General features: G+C 61.1%; 18 protein-coding genes and 1 pseudogene. 13 read left to right on the top strand and 6 right to left on the bottom strand.

The genetic code is table 11. From position 1 onward, the window contains the following. Positions 1 to 49 precede the first annotated feature (49 nt). The 3 genes from ACYP01_RS24765 to ACYP01_RS24755 all read right to left on the bottom strand — a co-directional run bounded on the left by ACYP01_RS24765 (position 50) and on the right by ACYP01_RS24755 (position 2,636). A complete protein-coding gene (locus ACYP01_RS24765; protein ID WP_214924641.1) occupies positions 50 to 1,231 on the bottom strand; it encodes an RtcB family protein in 1,182 nt (393 codons plus the stop codon). A 97-nt stretch (positions 1,232 to 1,328) separates the two neighbouring features. Next, entirely contained in the window at positions 1,329 to 1,547 is a 219-nt protein-coding gene (locus ACYP01_RS24760; protein WP_003942716.1) for a hypothetical protein, read from the bottom strand. Positions 1,548 to 1,628: 81 nt separating this feature from the next. Further along, positions 1,629 to 2,636, bottom strand: a complete 1,008-nt coding sequence (locus ACYP01_RS24755) for an iron-siderophore ABC transporter substrate-binding protein (protein ID WP_459682928.1) — start codon at positions 2,634 to 2,636, stop codon at positions 1,629 to 1,631. Positions 2,637 to 2,780: 144 nt separating this feature from the next. Here ACYP01_RS24755 and ACYP01_RS24750 point away from each other — a divergent pair, with 144 nt between their 5' ends. Beyond that, on the top strand, positions 2,781 to 3,587 hold the full coding sequence (locus tag ACYP01_RS24750; protein ID WP_276116315.1) for a helix-turn-helix transcriptional regulator: 807 nt from the start codon (positions 2,781 to 2,783) through the stop codon (positions 3,585 to 3,587). A 114-nt stretch (positions 3,588 to 3,701) separates the two neighbouring features. On the opposite strand, the gene ACYP01_RS24745 is transcribed toward ACYP01_RS24750, so the two are convergent. Further along, positions 3,702 to 4,436, bottom strand: a complete 735-nt coding sequence (locus tag ACYP01_RS24745) for a hypothetical protein (protein ID WP_007734864.1) — start codon at positions 4,434 to 4,436, stop codon at positions 3,702 to 3,704. Between the two features lie 262 nt (positions 4,437 to 4,698). On the opposite strand from ACYP01_RS24745, the gene ACYP01_RS24740 reads away from it, so the two are divergent. From ACYP01_RS24740 to ACYP01_RS24720, 5 genes are all read left to right on the top strand, one after another. Continuing rightward, complete coding sequence (locus ACYP01_RS24740; RefSeq protein WP_039973464.1) at positions 4,699 to 5,055, top strand: YraN family protein; 357 nt, start codon at positions 4,699 to 4,701, stop codon at positions 5,053 to 5,055. After that, positions 5,055 to 6,563: a YifB family Mg chelatase-like AAA ATPase gene (locus ACYP01_RS24735; protein ID WP_007734866.1), complete on the top strand. Its 1,509-nt coding sequence runs from the start codon at positions 5,055 to 5,057 to the stop codon at positions 6,561 to 6,563. Before ACYP01_RS24740 ends, ACYP01_RS24735 begins: the two co-directional genes overlap by 1 nt. Beyond that, positions 6,560 to 7,687 carry a DNA-processing protein DprA gene (dprA, locus tag ACYP01_RS24730; protein ID WP_030535668.1) on the top strand — a complete coding sequence of 376 codons (1,128 nt, stop codon included), beginning with the start codon at positions 6,560 to 6,562 and terminating at the stop codon, positions 7,685 to 7,687. Before ACYP01_RS24735 ends, dprA begins: the two co-directional genes overlap by 4 nt. 461 nt (positions 7,688 to 8,148) lie before the next feature. Continuing rightward, complete coding sequence (locus ACYP01_RS24725) at positions 8,149 to 8,508, top strand: histone-like nucleoid-structuring protein Lsr2 (protein WP_003942721.1); 360 nt, start codon at positions 8,149 to 8,151, stop codon at positions 8,506 to 8,508. 293 nt (positions 8,509 to 8,801) lie between these two features. After that, entirely contained in the window at positions 8,802 to 9,572 is a 771-nt protein-coding gene (locus ACYP01_RS24720) for a siderophore-interacting protein (RefSeq protein WP_075832967.1), read from the top strand. On the opposite strand, the gene ACYP01_RS24715 is transcribed toward ACYP01_RS24720, so the two are convergent. Beyond that, positions 9,569 to 10,741 carry a multidrug effflux MFS transporter gene (locus ACYP01_RS24715; RefSeq protein ID WP_193595762.1) on the bottom strand — a complete coding sequence of 391 codons (1,173 nt, stop codon included), beginning with the start codon at positions 10,739 to 10,741 and terminating at the stop codon, positions 9,569 to 9,571. The two genes, ACYP01_RS24720 and ACYP01_RS24715, sit on opposite strands and share 4 nt — an antisense overlap. An 84-nt stretch (positions 10,742 to 10,825) precedes the next feature. On the opposite strand from ACYP01_RS24715, the gene ACYP01_RS24710 reads away from it, so the two are divergent. Both ACYP01_RS24710 and ACYP01_RS24705 read left to right on the top strand, forming a co-directional pair. Next, positions 10,826 to 11,752: a tyrosine recombinase XerC gene (locus ACYP01_RS24710; protein WP_459682923.1), complete on the top strand. Its 927-nt coding sequence runs from the start codon at positions 10,826 to 10,828 to the stop codon at positions 11,750 to 11,752. A gap of 123 nt (positions 11,753 to 11,875) precedes the next feature. Further along, positions 11,876 to 12,985, top strand: a complete 1,110-nt coding sequence (locus tag ACYP01_RS24705; protein WP_116056863.1) for a MinD/ParA family ATP-binding protein — start codon at positions 11,876 to 11,878, stop codon at positions 12,983 to 12,985. Positions 12,986 to 13,010: 25 nt separating this feature from the next. Here ACYP01_RS24705 and ACYP01_RS24700 read toward each other — a convergent pair whose 3' ends face one another. Continuing rightward, entirely contained in the window at positions 13,011 to 13,505 is a 495-nt protein-coding gene (locus ACYP01_RS24700; protein ID WP_459682920.1) for a M23 family metallopeptidase, read from the bottom strand. Positions 13,506 to 13,818: 313 nt separating this feature from the next. Here ACYP01_RS24700 and rpsB point away from each other — a divergent pair, with 313 nt between their 5' ends. The 5 genes and pseudogenes from rpsB to ACYP01_RS24675 all read left to right on the top strand — a co-directional run. Continuing rightward, positions 13,819 to 14,676: a 30S ribosomal protein S2 gene (rpsB, locus tag ACYP01_RS24695; protein ID WP_003942709.1), complete on the top strand. Its 858-nt coding sequence runs from the start codon at positions 13,819 to 13,821 to the stop codon at positions 14,674 to 14,676. Between the two features lie 152 nt (positions 14,677 to 14,828). Further along, positions 14,829 to 15,656: a translation elongation factor Ts gene (tsf, locus tag ACYP01_RS24690; protein ID WP_007734877.1), complete on the top strand. Its 828-nt coding sequence runs from the start codon at positions 14,829 to 14,831 to the stop codon at positions 15,654 to 15,656. Between the two features lie 200 nt (positions 15,657 to 15,856). Beyond that, on the top strand, positions 15,857 to 16,585 hold the full coding sequence (gene pyrH, locus ACYP01_RS24685; protein WP_003942722.1) for a UMP kinase: 729 nt from the start codon (positions 15,857 to 15,859) through the stop codon (positions 16,583 to 16,585). A gap of 43 nt (positions 16,586 to 16,628) precedes the next feature. Continuing rightward, positions 16,629 to 17,186: a ribosome recycling factor gene (gene frr / locus ACYP01_RS24680; RefSeq protein WP_003942777.1), complete on the top strand. Its 558-nt coding sequence runs from the start codon at positions 16,629 to 16,631 to the stop codon at positions 17,184 to 17,186. Positions 17,187 to 17,234: 48 nt separating this feature from the next. Beyond that, positions 17,235 to 17,529 (top strand): annotated as a pseudogene (locus tag ACYP01_RS24675) (phosphatidate cytidylyltransferase); the annotation flags it as partial.

The raw sequence follows: 17,529 nt of genomic DNA, 5'->3' as shown, positions 1-17,529 counted from the left end.
CCCCGCCGATATCGGCGGGGCACTTCGTATTTCGCGGAGTTGTGCGGGGTCAGTTGCCCTTGACATTCACGATCTGACGCAGCGTGTGTCGAATCTCGACCAAGTCCTTCGCGTCGTCCATCACGACGTCGATGTCCTTGTACGCACCCGGGATCTCGTCGAGGAACGCCGCGGAACGCTTGTATTCGATGCCGACCATTGCCTTGTCGAGATCTTCGATGGTGAAGGTCTTGCGTGCCTGGTTACGTCCGTACACCCGACCCGCGCCGTGGGGGCTGGACTTGAACGACGGTACGTTTCCCTTCCCGACGACGACGTAACTCGCCGTCCCCATCGAACCGGGGATGAGCCCGGGCGTGCCCTCGTCGGCCTTGATCGCACCCTTACGGCTCAGCCACACACCCCTGCCCATGTGGAACTCCTTCTGGGTGAAGTTGTGGTGGCAGTTGATCCGCTCGACTTCGTCGATGATCGCGGGCTTGCCGTCTCCCATGAAGTGCGCGAAGTCCTTCACGACGCGGTCCATCATCTCTTCGCGGTTGAGCAGAGCGAAGTGCTGAGCCCAGTTGAGATCGGTGATGTACGAGTCGAATTCGGGCGTCTTCTCGACCAGGTAGGCAAGATCCGGATCGGGAAGGTTGATGTACCACCGCTCGCACAAGTCCTTGGCGATCTTGATGTGATGCTGCGCGAGCTTGTTTCCGATACCGCGGCTTCCCGAGTGCAGGAACAGCCAGACGCCGTCGCTTTCATCGAGTGTCACCTCGATGAAATGGTTGCCAGAACCCAGCGTTCCGAGCTGAAACCTCCAGTTGTTCTTGAACTTGTCGTAGAAGGCCAGGCGATCGCCCGCCATCGCCTCGAGTTCTGCGATGCGGATTTGCGCCGTGTCGCTCAGCGTCTTGTTGTAGACACCTGCCGAGAGCGGGACGGAGCGTTCGATGCTGTGGCGAAGTACGCTCAGGTCGCGGCCTTGAAGGTCGCGTGCGTTGAACTGGGTTTTGACCGCGATCATTCCGCAGCCGATATCGACTCCGACGGCGGCGGGCATGATTGCGCCTTCCGTCGGAATGACCGAACCCACCGTCGCTCCCGCACCGAGGTGCGCATCCGGCATAAGCGCCAGATGTGGACGGACAAAAGGCATCTGGGACGTACGCAGCGCTTGCTCGCGAGTGTTCTCGTCGAGTATCGATGCCCAGTTCCACAGCCTCTTGGTGATCTTCTCCATCAGATTTCTCCCACATAGTTCACAGCCGAACCGATCGGTCCGGTGTGTCGTGCAGGAATGACCATGCGCTCGGTCAGTGGTTGTGTGCAACCCCTTTTCAGGTTCGCAGGCCGTCTGCGAGTTCGTAGATTCGTCCGACGTACTTCTCCTGGAAGGCTTTTCGGGCAGCATCTGCTTGTTGCCGTGCGCCCATCTGGGAGTAGAGGTACTCGAGATGAACCAAACTCTCGCCGATGTCGACGCGTCGCTGGTCGAGAACCGTCAGCTCGTCGACCAGTCGAGCCAGATCTAACGCGGTGTCCGGTACCTCGTCCATGGTGATCCTCGATGTCCGTGAGTGCTTCCTGACCCCGAGGCTAACACTCTTCGAACATATTTTCGATACCTGCCCTGTAGTTTACTTCGACAACGTGGCTGTCAGTTGGTCGATGGCATACGGAATGCTCAGGACGGTATTGCCGGACATCGCCGCGCCGACGGGTGGATCTGCGGTGTACCGCACGACTATCGCATTTCCGCTCTTCACGGCGGGTAGTCGCTGGTAGAGCGTGTTGCCGGCGAGGGCCTTCTCTCCCTCCGGGTCGGCCATCACGATCAAACGATCAACGGGTTCGATGATGTCGTATCGCTCGTTCGGCATCCAGTCGCCGAACTGGTCGCCGACGAATGCGTCGACGGTCGCGGGGAGGGTGAACCCGAGTGACGAGAGGAAAATGCCGCGTGGGTCGTGCGACGAGAACACGTATCCCTCGGGAGTGTCGAGGTTGACAACCGTTGCGGTTTGCCCGGCGAACTCCGGGTGTGCAGCGCGGGCGGCGGCAAACGCGTTTTCGGTATCCGTGATCAGTTGCTGAGCTTGTGGTCCTTTGCCGAGGGCGCGCCCGGCGGTGAGCGTCATGTCGGTCCACGGCGTTGTGTACGCGTCGTAGTCCTTGCTCTGCGCGACAGTCGGCGCAATCGAGGTCAGCTTCTTGTAGGTTTCCGTGTCGATGTCGGCGTACAGCGCGAGGATCAGATCTGGTGCGAGGGAGGCGATTTGCTCGAAGTTGAAGTCTCCGCCGCTGTTGATGTAGGTCGGAGTCTTTCCCTTCCAGTAATCCTTCGTCCACGGCCAGCTTTCATCCATGCCGGACCCCCACCATTCGGCCATGCCGACGGGTTCAACTCCCAAGGCGAGCAGTGGTTCGTGATCGGTGTATCCGAGTGTCACTACCCGCTGGGGTTCGGCATCGATTGTCGTCGAACCCTGTGCGTGCTCGATCGTCACGGGGAATGCGCCGTTGCTCTGGCGCGCTGATGCGGTGTCGACGCCTTGCGAGGTTCCACAGGCGGTCGAGAACCCGATGATCGCGGCCGTCGTGAATAAGGCGGCGAGGATTCGGGTGCTACGTGAGGGCACGTGCATGCTCCTTCGAAGTGGTGGGCGAAGTGATCTGAGTTCCGCATGAAGTGCTGAGCTGGTCGCGTCAGCAATAAAGTGAGGCTAACCTTTGCAGGATCGTCGGTCCATCCTTCAGGATGGACTCGGATACGCCCAGAAAGACGCAAAATGTCCACTATCGAGTACTCGACTCGCCCAAAGTCCTTGCTAGCGCTGCCCGATAGTCGCGGACGGACATTCAAAGATTTTCAGGTCTACACCAACGTCGTGGAGGCCGTGACCGCGTACGGGGCTCACCGCCACCCGGAGCATCAGATCGCCTGGATGAGTGAAGGGACGATGCAGATTACTGCCGGGGGCAACGTGTGGCACCTGCACAGCGAGCACTTGGTCTGGTTGCCGGGCACCGTTCTCCACGACATGACGCTTCTGTCGGCGGGATGCATGATCGCGGCCTATGCGCGTCCGGATCTACGCCCTGGCGGGCCCAGGTGGACTCAGCCACTGGTTCTCGAAGTCGATGCTCTGTCCGCTCAATTGCTGCGCCATCTCGCAGATCGGACCATCGACGATGCTCGGCGGTTGATGAGTCAGGAGTTGCTCTACGACATTCTTGCTGCCGCGCCCGAACGGCACGACGTCCTCGCGGTTCCTCGCAATGCTGCGGCGAGTTCGGTTTCTGCCCGCATCCTTGCCGATCCGGCAGACTCGCGAACATTAGGGGAGTGGGCGGGTGAACTCGGGGTCAGTTCCAAGACTTTGATGCGTGCCTTTGTCGCCGATACCGGGATTACCTTCGGACAGTGGAGGACTCGCGCCCGAATGTATGCGTCGCTCGAGATGCTCGCGCGGGGTGAGGGTGTCAACGACGTTGCCCCGCAGGTGGGTTACCGAACCAGTAGCGGGTTCATCGCCGCATTTCGGGAAACCTTCGGTACGACGCCGGCCCGGTACGGCGGAAAGCTGACGCGGTGATTTGCTGATGATTTCTTGAACTCGGTTGACGGCAAAGCTTTGTTCGGCAACGTAGAAATGGGCCGAGCTACCAGCATGTGCTGGTGGCTCGGCCCATTTCTAATTCGAACTGAGTCAGCTCATGTTGCCGAGCACATTGCCCAGGACACCGCTGATGACATTGGTCATCGACCCCTGCGGATCGGTGAGGGAACCGAATACCTGGCCCGATCCGGAGTTGAGTGAGCCGAAGCCCATGTCCTCGAGGCTTCCGGCGCCCGCCTCGACGGGGTTCGGCTGCCGGATGGTGACGCACACGCCCATCGGATTGATGTTCCAGTCGCCCGCCGCCAGCACAATGTTGGTGCCGGCGCCGCTGTCGAGCTGAGAGCCGACAACTGCGTTATCGGGAACCTTGTAGGTGGTCTCCAATGCGATGATGCCGCCACCAGCAGTGGTCCATCCGCCGCCCTTTGCCACCACGGAGTTGTTGCCGACGACGACGGTCTTGGTGACGTCGTCCCACTTCTGGTCGCCGATAAGCCATTTGACGTTCAGGCGAGCCTTGACCAGCTGGAATCCTGCCGGGTGGAAATCGCGGATCTGATTGACGAGTGCTCCCGAACCGGAAACCTTTGTCAGGTAGGTGACCGTCTGTCCCGGGGCGACCTTGCCGTCGCCGACAACCTCCTTGCTGACGGTGTACGGCGTCCCGAGGGAACCGGCCCAACTGTCGGTGACCGACTGGTTGAGCGCGCATGCCGGTGCTGCTTGCGCCACCGAGGCTCCAAGTCCAACAGTGACGCCGGCGGCGATGAGAACGAGGGATGTAGTGGTTGCTACTGCGTGGCGAAGTGAGCGGCGGGCCATGTAGAACTCCATTCAGCGGGGTGCGTGACGGTTTGAGCAAAACTGTAACTAGTTCTACTGGACTTTCGTCCAAGATGTGGCTGATTTCAGAAAATTGTCAGGTTTCGGGTCGCCGTTGGTGTGTCGCGCTGCCGAATTCCACAGGTTCCGAGTTGTGAACAGGTTGTTTTCGGATGGCATGGTTTTGTGGTGGTGGGTTGAGGGTGGTGGTTGGGACGCGTTTCGTATGGGCGGGCGCGGGGTGTGAGTGGTGGGGGCTGCGATGGCGAGGAATATGGCGTTGGGGGCTCGGGGCGAGGATGTGGCTGTCGAGTTCCTGATCGATGCGGGTTTGGAGATTGTCGAACGCAATTGGCGTTGTCGGTACGGCGAGTTGGATGTTGTTGCGACGTCCGGTGATCGAATTGTGTTCGTGGAGGTGAAGACTCGCTCGGGTGCCGGGTACGGGAGTCCGGCGGAGTCGGTGACGTTCGCGAAGCAGCGTCGGATTCGGGTGTTGGCGATGCACTGGCTCACTGATTCGGGCCGGTCGTGGTCGAGGGTCCGTTTCGATGTGGTGGCGGTGTTGATCGGCCGGGACGGCGTGCCTTCGGTCGAGCATTTTGTGGATGCGTTCTGATGGCGTTGGGGCGGGCGCATTCTGTTGCGGTCAGTGGTGTGGACGGGCAGATAGTGGAGATCGAGGCGGATATCGGGCGCGGGTTGCCTGCGGTGCATTTGGTGGGGCTGCCTGATACGGCGTTGCACGAGTCGCGTGATCGGATTCGAGCGGCGGTGACCAATTCTGGTGAGGAGTGGCCGGACAGCAAGGTGATTTTGGCGTTGTCGCCGGCGACGTTGCCGAAGGTGGGCAGTGTTTACGATTTGGCTTTGTCGTTGTCAGTTCTCGATGCGGCGAAGAAGTTGCCGCGGAAGTTGTTGCGGGAGACTGTGTTTTTGGGGGAGTTGGCGCTCGACGGTCGTTTGCGGACGGTGCGTGGTGTGTTGCCTGCGGTGCTTGCGGCGAAGCGGGCGGGGTGGGGGACTGTGGTGGTTCCGGCTCGGGCGTTGGCTGAGGCGGGCTTGGTGAAGGGGATCGAGGTGCTGGGCGCTGACGATCTGTCCGCGGTGATCGGGTGGTTGCGTGGGGAGTTGGCGCTTGCTGTTCCTGATGTTTTCGAGCGTGCTGGTGTGGTGGCGGTGCGGGATTTGAGTGAGGTTGTCGGGCAGACGGATGCTCGGTGGGCGATCGAGGTTGCTGCGGCGGGTGCGCATCATTTGATGTTGACGGGTCCGCCGGGGATCGGGAAAACGATGTTGGCGCAGAGGCTTCCGGGGATTCTTCCGCCGTTGACGGAGGGGGAGTCGTTGGAGGTGACGGCGATTCATTCGGTGGCGGGGGTGTTGCCGGAGGATCGGCCGTTGATCGATATGCCGCCTTTCATTGCGCCGCATCACAGTTCGTCGGTCAGTTCGCTGGTGGGTGGTGGTAGTGGGATGGCTCGTCCTGGTGCGGTCAGCCGCGCCCATCGCGGCGTGCTGTTTCTCGACGAATGTGCCGAGATCGGGGTGAAGGTGCTCGAAGCGCTACGCACACCACTCGAAGACGGGGAAGTGCGAATCGCCCGGCGGGACGGAGTTGCTCGGTACCCGGCGCGGTTCCAGCTGATCCTGGCCGCGAATCCGTGCCCATGCGCGCCGCCGCGAGACGCGGACTGCGTCTGCGCACCCGCGGCGCGTCGCCGTTACCTGGGGAAATTGTCTGGCCCGTTGTTGGACCGAGTCGACATCAGGGTCCGGATGCAGGCGGTAGCAACCGGAGCGCTGATCGACGAAGTGGGGGAAAGCACCAGCGATGTTCGTGCGCGCGTGGCGGCGGCTCGGGACACTGCAGCCCAGCGGTGGAGTGAGTACGGGTGGCGGACCAACGCGGAGGTACCAGGGCCGGCGTTGAGACAGAAGTTCAGACTCTCGCGTGCAGCGCTGGCGCCGGTGGAACGGGCGCTGCGTAAAGGTGTCATCACTGCTCGTGGGGCGGACCGAGCGTTGCGGGTTGCCTGGAGTGTCGCCGATCTGGCAGGTGAAGCGATGCCCGGACCAGACCAAGTTGTCACCGCACTCGACTTTCGAGACAGGGGATTCCAATGACTGCACACGATCCACGACTACTCGCTTGGGCATATCTGTCCCGCGTCGTGCAGGGCCCTAGCGCATATATGTCCATGTTGATCGGCGAGCTCGGGGTCGAAGAAACTGCGAGGGCGGTTCGCAACGGCGATCTGCCACCCGCGATCGAGGAGAAGACGCGAGCCCGCGCTCACATCGACACAGCCCAACGAGACCTCGACCTGATGGAGGCGATGGGTGGCAGACTCGTAACACCGAACTGCGCCGATTGGCCGGCGTGGCGAATGCTTTCCTTTGACGGACTCGATCCCTCCGGGGGTGAGACGGCGCCATTTGTGTTGTGGGTGTTGGGGTCCAGGGATTTGGTTGATCTGACCGAGAGATCGGTTGGAATTGTGGGCACGCGGGCATCGACTGCGTACGGCGAACACGTGACGGCAGAGATTGCCGGTGACCTCGCTGTCGACGGATGGACCGTGATTTCCGGGGCGGCCTTCGGTATCGACGGGGCCGCGCACCGCGCTGCATTGGGCGTAGGTGGAAACACACTGGCTGTCTTGGCCTGTGGCGTGGATCGAGCGTATCCGTCAGGGCATGCGCGACTACTCAAACAGATAGCGAGTTCGGGTGCAGTGATAAGTGAATATCCGCCGGGCACAACACCTGCAAAGTTCCGGTTTCTGGCAAGGAATCGACTGGTAGCTGCGTTGTCGGACGGAGTAGTGGTGGTCGAGGCGGGTTGGCGCAGTGGTGCACGCAATACCGCCAATTGGGCTCGGAAGTTAGGCCGTCCCGTGATGGCGGTGCCCGGACCGGTTACCTCGGCATCGTCGACCGGATGCCACCGGATGATCCGAGAAGGTGAAGCGCAACTCGTGTCCAATGCCGTGGATGTAGTCGAAGCGTCAGGCCCATTTGGTGTCGGGGATTCCGCGGAGGATGCGGCCGCGACGCGTGACATCGACGCATTGCGAGGCAATTCTCGATTGGTATACGAAGCATTGCCGGGAACGGGGTCTCGCAGTACGCGTGAGTTGTCCGAGGAATCGGGATTGCTCATAGCCCAAGTTCGTGCCACTCTTCCTCTGCTCGAACTGGAGGGATTTGCAAGTTCTGATTCCAGTGGTTGGTTTCGGACGCGGTAGTACGTGAACTACTTCTGCGCCCGTCAGACCATGCGTGGCGATGCTCACTAATCGTTTGCGAAGACCGTGAATCGTCAATACCCGCAGCGCATCGGAAATGGCACGTCAGGGCTATTTTTCACGAATTTGCTCGACTGTGTGCAATGTAATTCTCGATGCGTTTCGCCGACCCGACCTGCAAGTTCGACGGGTCTCAGGAAAGCCTCAGGTCAATGTGCATGGAAGTCCGATTAGTCTGGATCACGATGACGGCGGGCATTGATTGACACCCGGCATCCGAGGGATGAATGTGCAGAATTTTCAGGGTCGTGTTCGGTCGAGGCAATGCCGCTAACCCGCTGCTAATTCGGACCATTGAGTCTGTTCGGAAACGGTGAAGGCTTTCGAACTTCTTTTGTTCATCAACGCTCTATCTGTGTATTGTGAAGGAGAATTGAATCGATCATTGAAAGAGGAGTGCAATGGCTGAGAAGCTGATTCGGCAACTCATCGACGACCTTGATGGTAAGCCGATTGACGATGGATTCGGTGATCGAATTGAGTTCTCTTACCAGGGAACGGATTACGTGATCGATCTGCGCGCCACCAATGCAGAGAAGTTCGACGCTGCGGTGAAGCCGTTCGTCGAGGCTGCTGCGAAGGTGAGCGGGAAGCGCGGCAAGAAGGCTCAGGCCGCATCTCCGCAGGCCACATCAGGTTCCGGACGCTCCAAGGAGACGCTCCAGGCCATCCGTGACTGGGCAGGTAAGAACGGTTACGAAGTTGCTCCGCGTGGGCGTATCAAAGCGGAAATCATCGACGCTTTCGACGCTGCACACTAGATCGAATTAAATACACCTCTGGCTCTCGGCGAACTCGCCGGGAGCCAGAGGTGTATTTTACTGTTGCTTTGCCGAGTTCTCGGACAGCTTTGTCCAAGAGGTCGTCCGTGTGAAGCAGATCAGATAATTCGTCTAAACAGCACCGAATTTACCCAGCAGATTGGTCGGTTTCTTTCGCTCTGCACAAAGGTCGACAGAGCGCTGCGTGGAGTCGCCGACGAGGTATTTCGCCCTCGTGCTGCAATTGTCGTGTACATTATTTAGGTAACACTAACTTTCGGAAGGATCTTTCTGTGGCCAAGCCGACAACTGCATTGACGGTTCTGCGGACCGAACAATTGACCCCCCATATGGTACGAGTGTTTCTCGGGGGACCAGGTTTCGAGTCGTTCACTCCCAGCGAATACAGCGATTCCTATGTAAAGATCGAATTCGGCACTCCTGATCAGCCGACACTGCGCACCTACACGATTCGATCGTACGATCTTGATGCCAAAGAGATTGCAATCGATTTTGTCGTCCACGGCGACATGGGTGTTGCAGGTCCGTGGGCCGCGTCGGTTCAGCCGGGCGCTGAGATTACTCTGCGGGGACCCGGTGGCGCGTTTTCGCCGTCACCAACCGCTGATTGGTATCTCTTCGTCGGAGACGAGACCGCAATACCCGCTATTTCCGCGTCGATAGCGAGATTGGCGCCGGATGCGGTCGGCTACGCCGTCGTCGAAGTCGGTGGACCGGAAGACGAAATCGCGCTCGATGCCCCAGAAGGTATTGCCGTGACCTGGCTGCATCGCGGGGCATCGTCCGACGCGGTCGGCGAAGAATTGGCGGGCGACAACGCTCCGGTTGTCGCCGCGGTCAAGGCTCTCGAGTGGTTGCCGGGCGAACCGCACGTGTTCATTCACGGTGAAGCGCAAGCCGTCATGCACAACCTCCGGCCGTACATTCGCAAGGAACGAAATGTCCCGGCGTCGGCCGCTTCCATTTCCGGCTATTGGCGTCGTGGTCGCACCGAAGAGGGCTTCCGGGTCTGGAAGTCCGAACTCGCTGCGGCCGAAAACTAACTCGCGGCGGCCGTGCCGCGAGTCAGCAACACGAGCGCAACGGCCGCGAGAACTCCGAAGGTGGGAATTGCGATTGCCATCGGAACTGCCGTGTCTTCTCCCGCAATTCCCACCAATGGCGAAACCAGCGCCGCCAAGCCGAACTGGCCCGCTCCCATCAGCGCTGAACCGGTCCCGGCCGCGTTGGTGACCTCTCCTTGGGCGAGAGCGGTCGCATTCCCCATGATGAACCCGATGCTCGAAATTGCCACGAACAGTGGGACCAAGATCAACCAGGTATTCGTGGAACTGAAAACCACGCTGGTGCAGAACAATACGGCGCCGCCCATGAGGAGTAGGCACACCCCGAAACGCAGCAGCGTGCGTGCTCCGACGCGACCGAGCAGGCGAGTGGTGATCATCGCTGCCGTGACCATTCCGGTGGCGTTCACTGCGAACACGATCGAGAATTGTGACGGACTCAGCCCGAGAACGTTCTGAACGACGAACGGTGACGCGGAGATGTACGCGAACAGGGCGCCGAATCCGAAGACGAATGCGAGCGCATATCCGAGGTAGTGCCGATTGCGGACCACGTATCGCAGATTCGAGATCAGGGCCTTCAATCCGCCGCCGTGGCGTCGCTCGGGCGGAAGTGTCTCGGGAACGAGCAAAACGACACCAGCCACCATTACAGCGCCCGCGACCGCCAGGACCCAGAAGATCCCGCGCCACCCGACGGGGCCGAGAAGTGCGCCGCCGATCAGTGGCGCGACCACGGGAGCGATACCGCCGATGATCATCATGATGCTGAAGAGCTTCGCTGCGTCGTCGCCACGCGCTCGGTCGGCAATACAAGCGCGGGCAAGAACGATGGCAGCGCCTCCACTCAAGCCCTGGACGAGTCGTGCACCGATGAGAAACTCGATGTTCGGCGCCACCGCGCATGCCGCGCCGCTCAGTGCCGTGATGATTGTCGCGGCCAGCAGTATTCGTCGCCTGCCAAGTCCGTCGGAGATCGGACCGATGATCAGCTGGCCGATTCCGAGGCCTGCCATGAAGGTGGTCAGCGTGAGCTGAACGCTGGCCGCAGTAGTGTCGAGTGCATCCGCCATCAACGGTAGGCCGGGCAGGTACATGTCGATGGACAGTGGAGCGATTGCGGAAATCAGTGCCAGTACGCACAACATCTTCAGAGGAATTGCTCGATTCACCGATCAACCCTATCGGCGAGGGAGCTTGCAGTTTCAATCGCGGCGGGCGAGCGTGTGTTCATGACTGACGCATTGCCGGCGAGCTTGAGCGTTCACCTCGATGCGTATGCCGAGCACCTCCGACTGAGCCGAGGCCGGTCGGAACACACGATCCGCGCCTACGTCGGTGACGCGCGGGCATTGCTGACCCATTTCTCCGCGGGTTCGGAGAATGCAGATCTCGACCGCCTCGACCTAAGTGTCATGCGTTCGTGGTTGGCCGCCCAGAATGCCGTAGGAACAGCCCGTACGACGGTAGCTCGACGGGCTTCTTCGGCGCGGGGGTTCACTGCGTGGCTCGCGCAGACCGGACGCATTTCCGTCGACCCGGGCACACGTCTGGCGGCTCCACCCGCTCGCCGGACGCTGCCGACGGTGCTGCGTCAGAGCCAGGCCCTCGACGCAATGGATGCGGCGGAAAGCGGTGCGCAGCAACAAGAGCCGCTCGCCCTGCGAGACCGACTCATCGTGGAATTGTTGTACTCCACCGGAATTCGCGTCGGCGAGCTGTGTGGACTGGACGTCGAGTCGGTCGATGCCGATCGACGATTGCTTCGTGTTCTCGGCAAGGGGAACAAGGAGCGGTCGGTGCCATACGGCCTGCCCGCAGAATCGGCACTGAACGGCTGGCTGGAGCACGGACGACCCGCGCTGTGTTCGGATCGGTCCGGGCGAGCGTTGCTCCTCGGAGTTCGAGGCGGCCGGCTCGATCAGCGTCAGGCGCGTTCGGTGGTCCACGAAACCATGGCTGCAATTCCAGGGGCTCCCGACATGGGTCCGCACGGGCTTCGGCACTCGGCTGCGACACATTTGCTGGAGGGTGGTGCGGACCTTCGTGTGGTCCAAGAACTCCTCGGTCATTCGAGTTTGGCGACCACTCAGCTGTACACGCACGTGTCGGTCGAACGGCTTCGATCCGTCCACGATCAGGCCCATCCGCGCGCCTGATTTGTGGAGCGACGCGAGTTCTCGGCTGGTATTTGGTAGCGTCGCAGCTCAGAAGAGTGAACAATCGGCAAAGTTCGATCGTCGTGTCGAGACACTCGATTACATGCGATATCCGGGGGATTCGTGAACCGCCAAGATGTGAAGCACCTGCCGAACAGCGGCCAACCAGCCTGGCTGTCCGAATCGCCGCAACCGGCTCCCGGGCCGACGCCGACGCCGGAGCCTGTGGCGCGACTGCAAGAGGTCTGGTCCGCGCCACCGCCACCGTCGAGCCAACAGCAGGTGACAAACCAGGATCTGGTTGCCGAAGCTTTACTGAAACGCCCGAAACGGACGCCGCGTGGCGGCTGGCGTAGGGGATTGCATCGTGCGACCGGAGGTGTGGTCAATCTGGGGGATTCGACCAACGAACAGCGCAACCGTGCACTGGCCGCCCGAATCGAGCAGCCGATCCGCAACGACTACCGAGTCGCTCTGCTCTCGCTCAAAGGGGGCGTGGGCAAGACGACGGTCACGGTCGGACTCGGTGCGACGTTTGCTTCGCTGCGTGGTGACTGCGTCGTGGCGGTTGACGCCAATCCCGATTTCGGGACTTTGGCACAACGTGTTCCGCTGCAGACCAATTCGACAGTGCGCGATCTGATTGCTGCTAGACCGGACATAAAGAGCTATTCGGACGTTCGAGTGCACACATCCCAGTCGTCGAGTCGTCTCGAGGTGCTGGCGAGTGAGCAGGATCCGGCGATTTCGGAGGCATTCAGCGAGGCCGACTATCGCCAGGTCATCGACATCTTGCAGGTCTACTACAACATCATCCTCACTGATTGCGGTACCGGGATCATGCACTCGGCGATGAACGGCGTTCTGGATCTTGCCAATTCGTTGGTTCTGGTCAGTTCGCCGGCAATCGACGGAGCGCGCAGTGCGGCGGCAACGCTCGATTGGCTTCAGTTGCACGGATACGGCCATCTGGTCGAGCGGACCGTCGTCGTCATCAGCGCCGCCAGACCAGGGTCGAGCGTCATCGACATGGACGCGTTGGTGGACTATTTCATGCGTCGATGCCGCGCCGTCGAGGTCATTCCTTTCGACGAGCATCTCGCGGAGGGGTCGGTGATGGACCTCGAATTGATGCGACCGGCCACCAGACGAGCGTTCATGGAACTGGCAGCGATGGTGGCCGACGACTTCGCGGACGCTGTGGGTCGGCACGCCGTTTCCGAGTGGCACTGATTCTGCGACCGATTTCTGCGACCGATCAGCCTCCTTTCAATGGCTTGAGCCTGAGCGGTTGCGACCGAACCAGTCCGAGTGGATCGAGATACTCGCGTCCTCTGCGCAAGCCCCAGTGCAAACATGCTTCGACAGCGCACCCTTCGTGCCCGGTTTCGAGGGTTCCGATCACGGACCTGTCTGCGACGCGTTCACCTGTGCGAACGACTGCGGTGACGGGTTCGTAGGTCGTGCGTAGGCCGCCGGAATGATCTATCGACACCGTCGGCTTTCCGGCGACCACTCCCGCGAACACCACGATGCCGTCGCCGGCCGCGAGGACGGATTGGCCGGCACTGCCGCCGAGATCGACCCCGCGATGACCCGGCAGCCAGTTCTCGGCCGGTTTGTCGAAAGCGCGTTCCACGTGCGGCCGAGGAGCTAGCGGCCAGTCGAATCGCGTGTCTGCTGACGCCGTGCCTACGGCGACACAGCAGGAGATCACGGCAAAGACCACGCCTCGTCGAGCTCCGCGCAACATCGTCATTCCTTGATCTTGCGTGGAGTAGCGCGCGCTTCAATGCAGATCAGACGGGTAATCCACAAGGTAGCCCCCGATCCACAACCGCCGGTTCGGTCTGTTGCTTCCGGGGTGGTTATGGCATCGGGGGACGAGGACGTACACTTGTCGAGCGGTCTGTGCTCGCACAGTCCGACTTCGCGCGCCCGCGCACGTTTTCCGGCCTCGGCTGGTCCTGGTTCTCACGAAACAGGTCCGACGGCCGTGCGGGTGCCAGGGCAGGGATCACCCGATCGCCTGCATCAACCGGATTGAAAGTTTGAGGTACACAGCCATGGCTGTCGTAACCATGAAGCAGATGCTCGATAGTGGAACCCACTTCGGACATCAGACCCGTCGCTGGAACCCGAAGATGAAGCGATTCATCTTGACCGACCGCAACGGCATCTACATCATCGACCTCCAGCAGACGCTGACGTACATCGACAAGGCGTACGAGTTCGTCAAGGAGACCGTTGCCCACGGCGGCACCGTTCTCTTCGTCGGTACCAAGAAGCAGGCGCAGGAGTCCATCGCTTCCGAAGCGACTCGCGTCGGAATGCCCTACGTCAACCAGCGTTGGCTCGGCGGCATGCTCACCAACTTCACCACCGTTCACAAGCGTCTGCTTCGCCTCAAGGAGCTCGAGGCAATGGAGCAGACCGGTGGATTCGAAGGTCGCACCAAGAAGGAAATCCTCATGCTCACGCGTGAGATGACCAAGCTGGATCGCACCCTCGGTGGTATCCGCGACATGGCCAAGGTGCCTTCCGCGGTGTGGATCGTCGACACCAACAAGGAGCACCTGGCAGTTGCCGAGGCTCGCAAGCTGAACATCCCGGTCATCGCGATCCTGGACACCAACTGCGACCCCGACCTCGTCGACTACCCGATCCCGGGCAACGACGACGCCATCCGTTCCGCAGCACTGCTGACCAAGGTTGTCGCTTCCGCGGTTGCCGAAGGTGTGCAGGCACGTGCAGGACTGAGCGCCGACAAGGACGCGAAGCCCGAAGCCGGCGCAGGCGAGCCCCTCGCCGAGTGGGAGCAGGAACTGCTCTCGCAGGCAGCTCCGGCCGCAGAGGCTGAGGCAGCTCCGGCTGCAGAGGCTGAGGCAGCCCCCGCCGCAGAGGCACCGGCCACCGAGGCCTGATTCGTTGAAACCGGCCCTGACCAAGAGTTCTTTTGGTCAGGGCCGTTTCACCGTTAGGCCCGAGCACCACCGTCAGGCCGTGCTTCACCGTTAGGCCGTGCTTCACCGTTAGTCCTAGGTCCGAAACAGACACATGAGGAGGCTCGCTAATCATGGCGAACTACACCGCCGCTGACGTCAAGCGGCTCCGTGAGCTCACCGGCTCCGGAATGATGGCATGTAAGAACGCACTCGCAGATGCAGACGGCGATTTCGACAAGGCCGTCGAGCAGCTGCGCATCAAGGGCGCGAAGGATGTCGGAAAGCGCGCAGAGCGCACCACCGCTGAGGGTCTCGTCGTCGCCAAGGACGGCGTCATGATCGAGATCAACTGCGAGACCGACTTCGTCGCCAAGAACGACGAGTTCATCAAGCTGGCCGACGAGATCGTGACCGTCGCTGCTGCTGGTAAGCCTGCTGACCTCGACGCTCTCAAGGCGCTCGAGCTCGACGGCAAGACCATCGACACCGTCATTGCGGAGCAGTCCGCGAAGATCGGTGAGAAGCTCGAACTGAGCCGCGTCGCTTCCTTCGACGGCCCCGTTGCCGTTTACCTGCACAAGCGCAGCTCCGACTTGCCGCCCGCTGTCGGCGTTCTCGTCGAGTACACCGGTGAAGGCGATGCTGCTGCTGAGGCCGCTCGCGGCGCTGCAATGCAGGTCGCAGCACTCAAGGCGAAGTACGTCACGCGTGACGAGGTTCCCGAGGAGATCGTCGCTTCCGAGCGTCACATCGCCGAAGAGACCGCCCGCGCAGAAGGCAAGCCCGAGCAGGCACTGCCGAAGATCATCGAAGGCCGCGTCAACGGTTACTTCAAGGACGTCGTTCTGACCGAGCAGTCCTCGGTCACGGACTCCAAGAAGACCGTCAAGGCGATCCTCGACGAGGCAGGCGTGACCATCAAGCGCTTCGTGCGTTTCGAGGTCGGCGCCTCCGCTTAATTCGGAGCCCGCGCACATGGACCCCGCCTGAAGAGCATTTGCTCTACCGGCGGGGTCTACGTGTACCTGGGGCCTCCGATGAGGCAGGATGAGAGTGCCTCGGGACGAGTCCCGGGGGCTTTCCTATGCCGCGGTGTCCGATTCGGCGGCAGAAGAAGAATGAAGGACCTACAAGGTCTTGTATCGAACTGAGGAGAACAATGTCCGAACCAGCCAACGAACGTCCAGGATTCAAGCGGGTCCTGCTCAAACTCGGCGGCGAAATGTTCGGAGGCGGCAAAGTCGGTCTCGATCCCGACGTGGTCACCAAGGTGGCTGAGCAGATCGCAGAGGTCGTTCGATCGGGCGTACAGGTTGCAGTGGTCATCGGCGGCGGAAACTTCTTCCGCGGAGCGGAACTGCAGCAGCGTGGCCTCGATCGCGCGCGCTCCGACTACATGGGCATGCTAGGCACCGTCATGAACTGCCTCGCTCTGCAGGATTTCCTGGAGAAGGCGGGCGTCGATTCTCGCGTGCAGACGGCCATCACCATGGGCCAGGTCGCCGAGCCGTACCTCCCCCTTCGCGCACGTAGGCACCTCGAGAAGGGGCGCGTAGTCATCTTCGGTGCCGGGATGGGTATGCCCTACTTCTCGACTGACACCACTGCTGCGCAGCGCGCGCTGGAGATCGGTGCCGAGGTAGTGCTGATGGCCAAGGCTGTCGACGGCGTCTACTCGGCCGACCCGCGTCTCGACCCGGACGCGACGATGTACGAACAGATCACGCACCGTGAGGTCATCGAACGTGAGCTCAAGGTCGCGGACGCGACGGCATTCAGCCTGTGCATGGACAACTCGATGCCGATGATGGTGTTCAACCTCCTCACCGAAGGAAACATCGCTCGCGCGGTGTCCGGTGAGAAGATCGGCACCCTGATCAAGTCGTGAGTGACACCCAAAAAATGATGCAGAACAACATGGAGGAACAGCCGTGATCGATGAAGCGCTCTTCGAGGCAGAAGAGAAGATGGAAAAGGCTGTCACGGTAGCCAAGGACGATCTCGGCTCGGTTCGCACCGGACGCGCGAACCCCGGTATGTTCTCGCGCATCGTGATCGACTACTACGGTTCGATCACGCCGATCACGCAGCTCGCGAGTATCAACGTCCCCGAGGCCCGCATGGTCATCGTCAAGCCGTACGAGGCTTCGCAGCTCAACGCGATCGAGACGGCGATCCGCAACTCGGATCTCGGTGTGAACCCGTCCAACGACGGCAGCATCATCCGCATTTCGGTTCCGCAGCTCACGGAAGAGCGTCGACGTGAACTGGTGAAGCAGGCCAAGTCCAAGGGCGAGGATTCGAAGGTCACGCTGCGCAACATCCGCCGCAAGGCGATGGACGAACTCGGCCGGATCCAGAAGGACGGTGAAGCCGGCGAGGACGAGGTCGGTCGCGCAGAGAAAGAACTCGACAAGACCACGGCGAAGTACGTGCACACGGTCGAGGAACTCGTCAAGCACAAGGAAGCAGAGTTGATGGAGGTATAGCCTCCTCATTTGCAGTGTTTGTCGTCGGGAGTAGATCAGGGAGTTTGGGTGCACGCACAAGAGGGAACCGCCGGTGGTCCCGTCACGGACGGGCCTACGGGCGGCGCTGAGGGCGCGCAACCGCCGAAGTCGAAGGCGGGCAGGAACCTACCTGCCGCCATCGGCGTCGGAGCTGGCCTCGGCGCCTTGGTCATCGGCACTTTGATCTTCCTGCCCCCGGGATGGATCGCTGTCGTCGCGATCGCGATGTTCATCGCGACGTGGGAGGTCACCACGCGGCTTCGTGAAGCCGACATCGAGGTGCCGCGAATTCCGCTTCTCGTCGGCGGGCAAGCCACGATCT

The sequence above is a fragment of the Rhodococcus sp. no. 34 genome, from assembly GCF_054589475.1.
Note: the sequence above shows the minus strand (reverse complement) of the source record. Positions and strands in the feature narration are given on the sequence as shown.